Genomic DNA, 13,200 nt, shown 5'->3' on the forward strand with positions numbered 1-13,200 from the left:
GGCGGCTACTACTGCGAAGTCCACCACGTCACCGACTACAGCAAGTGCCACACCACCGACGTCAACAACCTCACCTTCGCCTGCGGCCCCCACCACCGCCTACTACGCCCCGGCGGCTGGACCACCCGCAAAAACACCCACGGCGACACCCAATGGAAACCACCCCCACACCTCGACACCGGCCAACCCCGCACCAACACCTTCCACCACCCCGAAAAACTCCTGCGCGACGAGGATGGCGACGGCCCGCAGTGGCCAGATCGTCAGTCAGGTCTAGTCGGAGTCATTCGCCCGCGCGGCGGCCTTCTCCAGGTCGGTCAACGCAGGCTCGATCCGATCGGCCATGTCGTCGATGTCGTTGGCCACCTCGGGCGTCGTCACGAAGCCGAAGTCCAGGTAGTCCTGGTAGGAGAAGCAGGTGATGTTGAGCGCGACGTCCATCACGGGCGGCCCCAGCGGCACCAGCGAATCCAGTTTGGCGCCAGCCATATACAACGGGAACGGCGGTCCGGGGACGTTCGAGACAACCAGGTTGATGGGGGCCAGGTTTCGCGACAGCCCGCTGGCGGTGTAAGCCCGCGCGGCCAGCTGCAGCAGCCCGGGCGGCGTGGTCTCGGTCAGCCCCATGATCTGATGCGCCGACAGCGCCTTGGCCATCAGCTTGGCGTTCTGGGTGCTTTCGTGAATGGCCCGCAGCCGCTCGCCCGGGTCTTCGACATCGGTGGCCAGCGAGACGGTCATGGAACTGACCTTGTTGCCGACGTCGTCCTTGTCGTTGTCGGTGCGCGTCGAGACCGGGATCTGCGCGATGAGCGGCTTGGCGGGCAGCTCGCCGCGTTTCTGTAGATAGTCGCGGGCGGCGCCGGCCACCAGGGCCAGCACGACGTCGTTGAGCTTGACGCCGTAGGCGTCCTTGACGACTTTGGCGCGGGCAAGTTCAACGCGGCACCCGGTGATGCGCCGATGCGGCGAGACCGGCGCGTTGAAACGGGTTTTGGGCGCCTCGAAGTAGCGCGGCGGTCTGCTGCGCACACCCAGGGTGGCGATCTGCTGGCGCACGGTCTGCTCCATCAGCCGCGCGATGCGGAACGGCGTCTTGACGCCCACGTTGATCAGGGCGCCCACGGCGCGCCGCTCTAGTCCGGGCAGCTGGAATCCCACCAGCGATCCGACCGTTTCCTGTTGCGGCGCACGCGGTTCCGGCGTGGTGTCCAGCAGGATTTCACCCAGTCCGGCGCCCGAGACCCCGTCGACAATGGCGTGGTGCATCTTGGTCAGCGTGGCGATCCGGCCGCCCTCGACGCCCTCGATCACCCACATTTCCCACAGCGGCCGGGAGCGATCCAGCTTGTAGGACATCAGCCGCCCGACCAGCTCCTCGAGCTCGCGGCGACCGCCCGGCGCGGGAACCCCGATGCGGCGGACGTGGAAGTCGACGTCGAGCTCCTCGTCCTCGACGAACCACGGCCGGTCCAGTCCCAGCGGCGCGCCAGTGACCCGCCACCGCAACTGCGGGACCTCGGGCAGGCGCTCGATCAGTAATTGACGGAGACGTTGAAAGCTGTACTCGGAGCATTCCTTCGGGTCGCAGATCGCCAGCGCCCCCACGTGCATGTGCCAGCCCGCGGTTTCCGCTGACCAAAACGCCGCATCGACACTCGAAAGCCGTCTCATCACCTGACCGTAACCCCCCAACCGCCGTCGCCACCAGCAATGGCAAACAAACTACCCGCCGGCTCGGCGCAGGAAGCGTCCGCGTGGCTACCGGGTCGACGCGGCTACCCGCGGGCACCCGTCTGCGACAACATATTTGTCCGTCCGGGTGCCAGGCGGGCGGCTCACTGGCTTCGATCGACGGGAGTCGCGGGCGAACTGGGCGACGTCGGGCTCGGCATCGATCGGGTCCACGCCCGTGGGACCGACAAGATCCCGATCGCCGCGCCGCGCCCGACGCTCACCCTGGGCGCCGCGTGATTCGTGCCGCCCCCCGGCGAGCACATGACCGCGGCCCTGCACAGCGCGGCGGCCTTGTTGAGGGAACTCAGGTGTTTGAGCGCGAAGTCGACCGGTGCCGACAACGAGCTCAACTTGGACAGCGGCGCCGTTGCCGACAACAGGGACGTATCAAAGGTGGCCAGCGGCGAGGTGGACAGCGCGCCCAGCGCTTCGGAGATGGTTGAGATCACTTGTCGGCCAGTCGTTATGACCTCCGGTGCGACGGTCAGGGTCCAGTTGCGAGACGGCGGGGTGACCCCCACGGGCTCGCCGGGGTCGGCGGCGGGCGGCGGCGAATCGAACGGTGTCAGCTTCCAGACGCCGGCCGACGCGCGGGCGTAGGCATACATGGCCGCGGCATCCTGCGCCCACATCCGTTCGTAGTCGGCGTCGGCGTCGGCGACCGCCGGACTGAGCTGGCCCAGACAGTTCGCCGCGGCCAGCGAAATCCGCCGCAACCGGTTGGCGTCGATCGCATGGGGCGCCACCACCGCCGCAAGCGCCAAGCCGTAGGCGGCCGCGGCCGCGGTGGCCTGACTGGCCGTCTGCCGGGCCTGCGCGGCGGTGGCGTCGAGCCACGCCAGATAGGGTGCGACGGCTTGGGTGATCGGCGTAGTCGACGCGCTCTGCCCTCCCGGTTCCAGCTCGGCGATCACCGCCCGGTAGGTCAGCGCCATGTCAGCGAGTTGGGCGCCCAGCACACCCCAGGCCTTGGCGGCGTCCATCATTGATCCGGCGCCGGGGCCCGAATGCATCCGCCCCGAATTGCTTTCCGGCGGAAGGGCACCGAAATCCATCACTGGCCCCAGCTCAATGGCGGGCGAATGGTGCTGCAACATCAGGCTTTTCTCTTCGGGGGTGATGGATATGCGGCGGCAGTTGGTGTTGGCGGTCAGCCGCTGCCCTTACCGCCTTCGGCGGACTCGAGTTGACGTGGGCAGTACGACTTCGCCGATATCGTCGCGAACTGGGCGGCGCCGTTGGTGCTCAGCGCGGGGTTGTTGTCCCGCAGGTCGTTGAGGAGCTGAAGACCGGAGACGCCACGAGAGATCAATCCGCACACCGCTTTTCCGGCGGCAACGGCTTGGTCCGGATTCGCAAAACTGATCCCCACCTTGTGGAGATCGGCGATGAAGACCTCGTTGTTCTCGTCGGCGGCCGCCTCGTCCTCTCCCGGGACGGCGTGTGCGGGTACCGCGGTGACGATGCCCAGCGATACACCGAGAAGCGCTAGCAGCAGTTTCATGCATCCTCCTTCGAGGCCCTATGGCGGTTTCCCGGTTGATCCGGTCCACTGAGACGAAATCCGTTGCACCGCAAGGCGCTACCCCAGTTTCGATTCGGGGGATCCGACCGCGACTTCCTCTCCGTCGGTCACGTGCACGGCGTGCACGCCCGGCGTTGTCCTGAGCTTGGCGACCAGGTCGTCGAGGCCGGCCTCGTCGACGTTCCAGTGCTGCACCTGGTCGGGCATCTCCTGCAGTTGGGCGATGATGCGGTCGAGCTTGACCGGTCCCTGCCGGCGCTCGCCGGTGATCGCGCGGGCCTGGATGCCCGTGGTGCTGACGACACGCGATGCCGGGCTGCCCAGCGCGCCGCCCGCCAGACTGCCCAGGGTCGCCTCGTTCACCAGGCCCGACAAATCCGTCGCCGCGGCCGCGGCCAGGCTGGTGCCCGGTAGCGCGGTGGAGGCCAGCCTGATCGCCGGGGCGGCCGTCGCCCAGCTAGCCGGCACCGACAGCTTGCCCACTGTTGGCGCGTTACCCAGCACCGCCGATACGGGCTTTGCCGCGATGCCGGCGGCGATGTGGCCGGGCGACGCCAGCCCGGCGCCCAGCGACGATTTGGCCATCGCGGCGCTCCACGGCGCATAGATGAAGAAGTTCTTCCACTGCGAGACACCAAGGCTGATGGTGGCATTGACGACGTTGGTCCACGTCGCCTGAGTGCCGATCTGCGAAATGCTCGAATACAGCGTCTCCCAGAACGGTGCTATCTCCGTGCTCCCCGTGGCGCCCCCGATCAAGTTCTGCCAGAACTGGGTGTATTGACCGGTGAGCGAGGTGATATAGGCCTCGATCTCCTTCAACCAGGACGACAGCGACGTCGACTCCGCCGCGGCCGCGGCGGCCGCCTGGGTCGCCGGTCCGGCGTCGTTGGTGGTGGCCGGCGCCTGCTCGAACGGCGTCAGCTCACCGGCCGATTCCGACGCGGCGGCATAACTGAACATGGCGGCGACATCTTGGGCCCACATCTGGCCGTACTCGTCCTCGGTCGCCGCGATCGCCGCATCGTTCTGCCCCAAGATGTTGGTCTGCAACAGTGTGGCGAGCAGGCTGCGGTTCGCCGCCACAGCCGCCGGCGGCACCGTGGCCGCCAATGCCGCCTCGTAGGCGGCGGCCGCGGCCCGGGCCTGAGCGGCAGTCTGCTCGGCCAGGCCTGCCGTGGTCGATATCCACGCCACGTAGGGCGCCGCCGCGGCGGCCATGGACTCCGACGATGAGCCCTGCCACGATTCGCCGACCAGTTCCGAGATCACCGATGCGTAGGAAGCCGCGGTGCCGTGCAATTCGGCGGCCAGCCCGTCCCATGCCGCCGCGGCGGCCAGCAGCGGCCCGGCGCCCGGGCCGACATAGATCTGGGTGGAGATGACCTCCGGTGGCAGCGTTGCGAAATCGCTGAAAACCATTGCCGCACCTTCCTATTTCGCGTTCGGCGGAATCACAATGACGGTGGACGTGGTCGCGATGTCGTCGACCGCCACGGCACCGGGCACGCGAACGGTTGACCCGGCGACGGCGCGGGTCGCGGTCCCGCCGACGGCGCGTCCGGCCAGGCTCGACAGGGCAGTCGGGCCGAACATGCCCTGTTGACCGTTGACGGCCATCGCGGGGGCGGCGTCCAGGATGGTCCCCGGCAGCTCGGCGGCCACCGTCCGGACCGCCGGGACCGCCGAGGCCCAGTTCGCCGGCACCGACAACGATCCGACCAAGCCGGCGCGGCCCGCGGACGCCGAAACCGTGCCCGCACTCGACAGCGCGGTCGAGCCCGTCAGGAGATCGCTGCGCAGCAGCGGCGCCAAGACCCCGCTGAGCGCTTTGGGGTGCAAGAGGGGTCCGATTCCTTGGATGCCCGTCCCGACGCTCGGGATGCTGAGGGCGATCTGGTACCAGTTCTTCGCCAGGTTCGCCACGCCGAGCGGCGTGTACGGCCCGGAGATGGTGCCCATGACGCTGTTGAAGGTCTTCAGAATCCCGGTGATGTCCGTCAGGCTCAGCGGGAGTTGAGCCGCCGCCGTTACCGCGGTCGCGTTCACCTGCGCCGCGACCGGAGCCTGCGAAACCGCTTCTGACAGTGCCGATTCCACGCCGGAGGCGGTCGACGACTGCAGCGCGGAGGTGACCGCGGCCGACTGGTCGGCCTCCGCGTTGGCGTCGGCGGTCGTCGGTGGCGCGCCGAACGGGCTGAGCCGGGTCGCGACCGCCGACGCGCCGGCATAGGCGTACATCGCGGCGGCGTCCTGGGCCCACATCTCGGCGTACTGGGCCTCCGTGGCCGCGATCGCCGGAGTGTTCTGGCCCAGCACGTTGGTCGCGATCAACGACGCCAACAATGCCCGGTTGGCCACGATCACCGGCGGCGGGACCGTGGCCGCGAAGACGGCCTCATAAGCCGCCGCTGCCGCCGTGGCTTGGGCGGCGGTCTGCTCGGCCTGCACCGCGGTGCCGTCGAGCCACGCGATGAAGGGTGCCGCCGCGCCGGCCATCGCCGTCGACGAAGGCCCATGCCAGGAGGTGCGCAGCTCCGCGATTGCCGAACCGTACGACGCTGCGGCCGAATGCAATTCGGCTGCCAACCCGTTCCAGGCCGCCGCGGCTGCCAGTAACGGCGCCGACCCCGGCCCTGAGTAGATCCTGCCGGAGTTGATCTCCGGCGGTAACGACCCGAAATCCATGCATTCCTCCGCCTCCGGCCGTGTCGCCACCGCCGGCCCAGTCCGTACCGCCGCCAGCACATCGGCTATGAGTTTGCTGAGCGGCGGGCATGTCGTCTTGTAGACGAGACACTAGCCAGGGGTTACGAAATCGCCCTTCGCCAAGCTCGGCCGGGCTCGCCGGTGCCGCCGCGCGGGGCTGCGAGCGCCGGCAGTCGGCGGTTCGGCAAGCACGCCGCCGATAAACCCCTCTACCTCGTGCAAATCCGGCAAGGCGAGCCGGTGAATAGATGGTGAAAAGCGGAAAGGGGTGTTCCCCGGGCGGCTATTGGTGAATAAAAATCTCGGTATCACAAATTGCGTTGGCCGCAGGATTCCTTAGCCACAGGGACTGCGCGGCGGCGCGCCGCGCGACCCTCAGCACGAGGCGCAAGCACGGAGTCACTGAGAAATAGGTGGTGAAGCACATATTCGGGGCGGTGCGGCCGATACGCCCGGAACTCATAGCGCCTTCAAAGAAATTATGCGGTCTCCATGAATTTGCTACACACGAGCAGCGCGATCAATCAGCGCTTGACCGGACCTAACCGTTATTTCGGTCCCGGAATTCGTCCAGAAGAACGCTATCGAAAGCGCCGGCTCATATCCAACTTATATAATCATGCAATTCATAGAATTCGCCGCGGCAGGGGGCGGCGGGTGACTCACGGTGGCGGGTCCGCAGCGCAGGCCCATCGTCACTGCCGACCGATCCGACATTGCGGGCCCAGGTACCGCGACAGCTCCGCGCCGCGTCGCGACTTTGCCAGGGCGGGTCGCGCTACGACGCGCTTTCGGTGTGCATCGGCACCGGCCTACGCGTCCTCGAGGAGATCCGGCGTCACCGCCGACTCGGTGTCGGGAATGCCCTCGACCTTCGCCTTGCGGTCGGCCATCGACAGCAGCCGCCGAATTCGGCCCGCCACAGCGTCTTTCGTCATCGGCGGGTCCGCGAGCCGGCCCAGCTCCTCCAGCGATGCCTGCCGGTGCTCGACGCGCAGCTTGCCGGCCGAGGCCAAATGGTCGGGGACGGTGTCGCCCAAGATTTCCAGCGCCCGCTCCACCCGGGCCGCGGCCGCCACCGCCGCCCGCGCCGACCGGCGCAGGTTGGCGTCGTCGAAGTTGGCGAGCCGGTTGGCCGTGGCCCGGACCTCGCGCCGCATCCGGCGCTCCTCCCACACCAGCCGGGTGTCCTGGGCGCCCATCCGGGTCAGCAACGCGCCGATCGCCTCGCCGTCGCGCACCACCACCCGGTCGGCGCCGCGCACCTCGCGGGCCTTCGCGCTGACACCGAGCCGTCGCGCGGCACCCACCAACGCCAGCGCGGCTTCCGGACCGGGGCAACTGACTTCCAGGGCCGAGGACCGCCCCGGCTCGGTCAGCGAACCGTGCGCCAGGAACGCCCCGCGCCAGGCGGCTTCCGCGTCGCCGACGCTGCCACCCACCACCTGGGCCGGCAGCCCGCGCACCGGGCGGCCGCGATTGTCGAGCAGACCGGTCTGGCGGGCCAGCGCCTCGCCGTCATTGGCGACCCGCAACACGTACCGGGTGCTCTTGCGAATTCCACTGGCGGACAACACATGCACGACGGCGTTGTATCCGTAGAGTTCGAAAATGTCCTTGCGCAAGCGCCGCGCGACGTTGCCCAGGTCCACCTCGGCTTCGACGACGACGCGGCCGCCGACGATATGCAGTCCACCGGCGAACCGCAGCAGGGACGTGACCTCCGCGCGGCGGGCGCTGACCGATTTCACAATGAGGCGGCTCAGTTCGTCCTTGACTTCGGTCGTCATCGCCACGCGTCGTCACCCCTCACTTGCACCGTCGACCCGAATATCCGCGGTGGCCGTGACCGAAGACGCTCCCGGAGCCTTGTGGGCCGCCCGGACCCCGTCCAGGGCCGCCGCGAGCTTGCCTGGATCATGTAAAGGTGTACCAGGTCTGGCCACATCGGCGAAGTGGACCTCGGCCGAAAGCAGTGTGGCGGTGCGGCGCAATTGCTCGCGCTCCCGCTCGCTGGGCACCCGTTCGGCGTCGATGATGATGTCGTGCACGGTGAATCCCGGTGCATGCTGGGCCAGCACGTGCAGGTGACGCTCGACGGAGAACCCGGCCGTCTCCCCCGGTTCGGCCACCAGATTGAGCACCAGGGCGCGCCGCGCGGTGGTCGCCCGCAGCGCCGCCGCCAGTCCGGGCACCAGCACGTGCGGGATCACGCTGGTGAACCACGACCCCGGGCCCAGCACAACCAGATCGGCGGCCATGATCGCGTCGACGGCCTGCCGCGTCGCCGGCGGGTTGTCCGGCAACAGCCGCACGCGGCGCACCTTGCCCGGCGTGGTCGCGATCGCCACCTGACCGCGGATCAGCCGGAACATCCGCGGGTCGCTTTCCAGCCCGGAGACGTCGGCCTCGATCTGCAGCGCGATCGGGCACATCGGCAGCACCCTGCCCTTGACGCCGAGGATGCGCCCCAGCTCGTCGAGGGCGGCCACCGGGTCGGCCAGCACCTCGGACAGCCCGGCCAGCATCAGGTTGCCGATCGGATGCCCGGCCAGCGCCCCGCTGCCCCCGAACCGGTGCTGCAGGATGGTCGCCCACAGTCGCCCGTGCGGGCTGTCAGATGCCAAGGCCGCCAACGCCATTCGCAAATCACCCGGCGGCACCACGTCCAGTTCGCTGCGCAGCCGCCCGGAAGAACCACCATCGTCGGCGACGGTCACCACCGCGGTCACGTAGGGCGTGAGCCGGCGGGCCGCCGACAGCGTCGCGTACAGGCCGTGTCCACCGCCCATCGCGACGATGCCCCGGTTCGTCGGCTCGGTCATTCGCGGCCCAGATCCCGATGCAGCACCCGCACCGACAGTTGGGCTTCGCCCTTCTGGGCCTTGAGCAACTGCACCAGCGCCTCGGCGATCGCGACGCTGCGATGCTTGCCGCCGGTGCAGCCGATCGCGACCGTCATATAGCGCTTGCCCTCCCGGCGGTAGCCGTCGACGACCAGAGATAGCAATCGATGGTAGGCGTCGAGGAACTCGGCCGCGCCCGGCTGGCTCAATACGTAGTCGCGCACCGCGGGGTCCTGCCCGGTGCGGGGCCGCAATTCGTCGACCCAGTGCGGGTTCGGCAGGAACCGGACGTCCATGACCATGTCGGCGTCCATCGGCAGGCCGTATTTGAAGCCGAACGATTCGACCGTGACGCTGGTGGTGGCGCTGGCGGCGCCGCCGAACGCCCGCTCGATGGTCTCGCGCAAGCCGCGCACCGACAGCGTCGAGGTGTCGATGATCAAGTCGGCGGTGGCGCGAACCGAGGCCAGCATGCGGCGCTCGGCGGCGATGCCCTCGGCCAGGGTCTGATCGCCCTGCAGCGGATGGCTGCGGCGATTCTGCTCGTAGCGGCGCACCAGCATGTCGTCCGATGCTTCCATGAACACCACGCGGGGGGCGATGTTTCGGGTGGCCAGCTCAGTGCGCACCGAGTCCAGGTCGCCGGTGAAGCCGCGCGACCGCACGTCCATCACCACCGCCAGCTGGGTGATCCGCGAGCCGGCCGCCAGACCGAAATCGACCATCCGGGTGATCAGTTGCGGAGGCAGGTTGTCGGCCACATACCAGCCGAGGTCCTCGAGCACCTTGGCCGCGGTACCCCGCCCGGCCCCGGATAACCCGGTCACCAGCACGACGTCGATACCGGCCCCGTTGTCTCGGTGAGCGTCCACCGAGGGGCCGCCCGCGAACTCGCCCGGCCCCGTCATTGGGCCGCCCTGGACTCATCGGGGGACTGCTCGGGCCGCAGCGCCTCCAGGACGGCGGTGGCAGTCGCCACACCGATGCCGGGAACGGCGGTGATCTGGTCGACGGTGGCCTCCTTGAGGCGGGCTATCGATCCGAAATGGCTTACCAACGCCTTTCGGCGATGTTCTCCCAATCCTGGCACCGAATCCAGCACCGATGCCGTCATTCGTTTGGATCGCTTGCTGCGATGGTAGGCGATCGCGAACCGGTGCGCCTCGTCACGGACGCGTTGCAGCAGATACAGCCCCTCGCTGTTGCGCGGCATGATGACCGGGTCGGGCTCCGAGGGCACCCACACCTCTTCCAGCCGCTTGGCCAGGCCGATCACCGCGACGTCGGTGATGCCGAGTTCCTCGAGCACCGCGCTGGCCGCGTTGACCTGCGGGGCACCGCCGTCGACGACATACAGATTCGGGGGGTAGGCGAAACGGCGCGACTTTCCTTCCGCGGAAAGCATATTCGGATCGTTCTGCTCGCTCAGGTGACGGGCGAAGCGACGCCGGGTCACCTCGGCGATGGAGGCGACGTCGTCGGAGCGGCCCTGCCCGGCGGCTTCCCGGATCCCAAAGTGCCGGTAGTCCGATTTGCGCGGCAGACCGTCCTCGAACACTACCAGCGAGCCCACCACGTCGGTGCCCTGGACGTGGCTGATGTCCACACATTCGATGCGCAGCGGCGCCTCGGACAAGCCGAGGGCCTCCTGGATGTTCTGCAGCGCAGCGGATCTGGCGTTGAAGTCGCCGGCGCGCCGCAGCTTGTGTTGCTGCAGCGCCTCTTTCGCGTTGCGCTGCACGGTTTCGGCCAGCGCGCGTTTGTCGCCGCGCTGCGGCACCCGCAGCACCACCCGGGATCCGCGCAGGCCGGACAGCCAACTGGTCAGCTCGTCGGTGTTGGACGGCAAGCAGGGCACCAGCACCTCGCGCGGCACCGGGTTCACGGATTCGTCTGCGGCGCCGCCCAATTCGGCCTGCTCGCCGTAGAACTGGGTCAGGAACTGCTCGACCAGCTGTTCCTCGCCGGAATCGCCGGGGTCGGCGGACTTTTCGACGATCCAGCCGCGCTGGCCACGGACCCGGCCGCCGCGGACGTGGAACACCTGCACCGCGGCCTCCAGCTCGTCGTCGGCGAACGCCACCACGTCGGCGTCGGTGCCGTCGCCGAGGACCACGGCCTGCTTTTCCATCGCCCGCTTCACCGCGCCCAGGTCGTCACGCAACCGCGCGGCCCGCTCGAAATCGAGCCGCTCGGCCGCGGCGTTCATCTGCTGTTCCAGCTCCCGGGCGAACCGGTCGGTCTTGCCGGACAGGAAGTCGCAGAAGTCGTCCACGATCTGGCGGTGCTGCTCCGCGCTGACCCTGCCGATGCACGGTGCCGAGCACTTGTCGATGTAGCCGAGCAGGCAAGGACGATCGATCTGCTTGTGCCGCTTGAACACTCCCGCCGAGCAGGTGCGGGCCGGAAACACCCGGGTGAGCAGGTCCAGCGTCTCCCGGATGGCCCACGCGTGCGAGTACGGCCCGAAGTAGCGCACCCCCTTGCGGCGGGGGCCGCGGTAGACCATCAGCCGGGGGAACTCCTCGTTGAGGGTGACCGCCAGCACCGGATAGGTTTTGTCGTCGCGATAGCGGACGTTGAACCGCGGGTCGAACTCCTTGATCCAGTTGTATTCGAGTTGCAGCGCCTCGACTTCGGTGTTGACCACCGTCCACTCGACCTTGGCCGCGGTGGTCACCATCTGCCGGGTGCGTGGATGCAGGCTGGCGATGTCGGCGAAGTATGACGTCAGCCGGCTGCGCAGGCTCTTGGCCTTGCCGACGTAGATGACTCGCCCGTAGGTATCCCGGAATCGGTAGACGCCGGGCTCGACCGGGATGGACCCGGGCGCGGGGCGGTAGGTGGCGGGATCGGGCACAGATCCAGGCTAGTAGTCGGCCGCGCGGTGCCGAGCGCCTCCGCCCGGCGGGAGCAGGCCCGGCGCCGCAGGCGTCCCCGGCCGGGTCTGATCGACCCCGGCTACCGCTACGAGTACCTGGACCCCGGTTCGGTCGCGGAAGATCCCGGCGTCGCCGACCACGACGGCCTCGGCGCGGGGCGCGGGGCCCATCGGGTTCGCCGGCACCGCCCGGCACGCCGACGCCGCCCCCGCCGGCCTGACCACGCTCGGCGGCGCGGCGCCGGACGCCGACCCGGGCCTGCCGCTGTTGCCGAGCAGCTGGAGCCACCCAACCGAAGAAGGATCAACCGCGCAGGTAGACGACCCGTGACGGGCCCCGCGGGCGGTCGCGGCGGTTTGGACGGCTTCCGTTCTGGCTACCAAGCTTCTAGCTCAACGTTAGAGTGGGGGCAGAGCAATGGAGGGAGTCCGTAAATGATGAAGCGCTCGTTGGCCAAACTGGCCGTCACGGTGGGCGGTCTGGCATTGGCGTCGACCGCTGGTGCCGGGGTCGCATCGGCTGAACCTGATATTGGCCCCATGGTCAATACGACCTGTACTTATGACCAGGCGATGCGGGCCGTGCACGCGGAGAACCCGATGGCCGCTCAGTATCTCGACCAGTCGCCGCCCAACCAGCAGTTTCTGCAGGAGTTCATGGCGGCGCCACGAGACCAGCGGGTGAGCATGCTCAAGGCAATCCAGCACAATCCGGGGATCGACCAGGCCTACCCGATCTTTAAGCAAATGATGACCGACTGCAAGAATTACTGAGTCATCCCTCAAGCTTCACTCCCGCTCCGCCGCGGCTAAGCGGTGCGCCCGTCGACCTGTGCCCGGCGTTTCGCCGCCCAATCCGCCATGGGGAATCCAGGGGCGTTGTTGCAGGCCGACAGCAGCAGGGCCACGTGCGGCAGCACGGCCAACCCATAATCGCAGGTCCAGGCCGGCTGGTTCATCGTCCACACCAGGACGCCTTCGGATGGGGTGGCGAACCCGCTCAGCCGCATCGGCGTCGCCTGGCCGTACGGCGAGATGCCCACGGCGTCGTGCCGGCACTGGGCGACGGAGACGAAACCACTCACCACCTCGTGGTGGGGGTCGAGCGCGTTGTCGTAGATGTCGACCGACTCGGCGTACGTCGCCTGATCGCTGAACTGGTACGCCGATTCGGCGTGGTCCGAGGCGCCGGCGGGTCGCAGCGGCGAGCCCTCGAACAGCAGCGCGGCCGAGCAGTCCGGGGGCCGGGCGCTGGTGAAGTAGTTGTCGCCCACCGGGATCGCGCTGGCCGCGCCGAGCGGCGTGTCATCGCCACTGTGCAGCAGCAGGTCTTGGGCATGCGCCGGCGGGCGTTGGACCGTCGTGGTCGGCGTTGCCGCGGGCTGGCCGGACGCCCGGACCGCCCGTCCCCCCACCACCACACTGCATCCGCTGAGCGTCAGCAGGGCAACTGCGAGGACCGCGGCCACCCGTGCCTGAAGTGCCATCGGCTGATGGTACAG

General features: G+C 68.6%; 11 protein-coding genes and 2 pseudogenes. 3 read left to right on the top strand and 10 right to left on the bottom strand.

Annotated features, from left to right (window positions below; genetic code table 11):
• A pseudogene (locus A5659_RS26730) lies at positions 1-243 on the top strand (HNH endonuclease signature motif containing protein); the annotation flags it as partial.
• 30 nt (positions 244-273) lie between these two features.
• On the opposite strand, the gene A5659_RS04310 reads toward A5659_RS26730, so the two are convergent.
• The 9 genes and pseudogenes from A5659_RS04310 to uvrC all read right to left on the bottom strand — a co-directional run bounded on the left by A5659_RS04310 (position 274) and on the right by uvrC (position 11,677).
• Positions 274-1,674 carry a wax ester/triacylglycerol synthase family O-acyltransferase gene (locus tag A5659_RS04310; protein WP_067179492.1) on the bottom strand — a complete coding sequence of 467 codons (1,401 nt, stop codon included), beginning with the start codon at positions 1,672-1,674 and terminating at the stop codon, positions 274-276.
• Between the two features lie 164 nt (positions 1,675-1,838).
• Positions 1,839-2,792, bottom strand: coding sequence for a PPE family protein (locus A5659_RS04315; protein ID WP_067179457.1), 954 nt, complete (start codon positions 2,790-2,792; stop codon positions 1,839-1,841).
• Between the two features lie 95 nt (positions 2,793-2,887).
• Positions 2,888-3,241, bottom strand: coding sequence for a DUF732 domain-containing protein (locus A5659_RS04320; RefSeq protein ID WP_066865384.1), 354 nt, complete (start codon positions 3,239-3,241; stop codon positions 2,888-2,890).
• A 78-nt stretch (positions 3,242-3,319) separates the two neighbouring features.
• Positions 3,320-4,684 (bottom strand): PPE family protein, encoded by a 1,365-nt coding sequence (locus A5659_RS04325; protein ID WP_067022584.1) that lies wholly within the window; start codon positions 4,682-4,684, stop codon positions 3,320-3,322.
• Between the two features lie 12 nt (positions 4,685-4,696).
• Positions 4,697-5,950 (bottom strand): PPE family protein, encoded by a 1,254-nt coding sequence (locus A5659_RS04330; RefSeq protein WP_067179459.1) that lies wholly within the window; start codon positions 5,948-5,950, stop codon positions 4,697-4,699.
• 833 nt (positions 5,951-6,783) lie between these two features.
• Positions 6,784-7,761, bottom strand: coding sequence for a DNA-binding protein WhiA (whiA, locus tag A5659_RS04335; protein ID WP_040631623.1), 978 nt, complete (start codon positions 7,759-7,761; stop codon positions 6,784-6,786).
• Positions 7,758-8,796: pseudogene (gene yvcK, locus A5659_RS04340) on the bottom strand (uridine diphosphate-N-acetylglucosamine-binding protein YvcK). The gene whiA and the pseudogene yvcK overlap by 4 nt, the downstream one beginning before the upstream one ends.
• The gene (rapZ, locus tag A5659_RS04345; protein WP_066860189.1) at positions 8,793-9,725 is read right to left on the bottom strand and encodes an RNase adapter RapZ; all 933 of its coding nucleotides are present in this window, start codon (positions 9,723-9,725) and stop codon (positions 8,793-8,795) included. The pseudogene yvcK and the gene rapZ overlap by 4 nt, the downstream one beginning before the upstream one ends.
• A complete protein-coding gene (gene uvrC, locus A5659_RS04350) occupies positions 9,722-11,677 on the bottom strand; it encodes an excinuclease ABC subunit UvrC (protein ID WP_067179461.1) in 1,956 nt (651 codons plus the stop codon). The genes rapZ and uvrC overlap by 4 nt, the downstream gene beginning before the upstream one ends.
• 142 nt (positions 11,678-11,819) lie before the next feature.
• On the opposite strand from uvrC, the gene A5659_RS28400 reads away from it, so the two are divergent.
• Both A5659_RS28400 and A5659_RS04360 read left to right on the top strand, forming a co-directional pair.
• On the top strand, positions 11,820-12,029 hold the full coding sequence (locus A5659_RS28400) for a hypothetical protein (protein WP_082975893.1): 210 nt from the start codon (positions 11,820-11,822) through the stop codon (positions 12,027-12,029).
• A 104-nt stretch (positions 12,030-12,133) separates the two neighbouring features.
• Positions 12,134-12,472: a hemophore-related protein gene (locus A5659_RS04360; RefSeq protein ID WP_067179465.1), complete on the top strand. Its 339-nt coding sequence runs from the start codon at positions 12,134-12,136 to the stop codon at positions 12,470-12,472.
• A 35-nt stretch (positions 12,473-12,507) separates the two neighbouring features.
• Here A5659_RS04360 and A5659_RS04365 read toward each other — a convergent pair whose 3' ends face one another.
• Positions 12,508-13,185 (bottom strand): hypothetical protein, encoded by a 678-nt coding sequence (locus tag A5659_RS04365; protein WP_067179466.1) that lies wholly within the window; start codon positions 13,183-13,185, stop codon positions 12,508-12,510.
• Between the last annotated feature and the right edge of the window lie 15 nt (positions 13,186-13,200).

The organism is Mycobacterium sp. 1165196.3, assembly GCF_001673415.1.
Lineage (GTDB): Bacteria > Actinomycetota > Actinomycetes > Mycobacteriales > Mycobacteriaceae > Mycobacterium > Mycobacterium europaeum_A.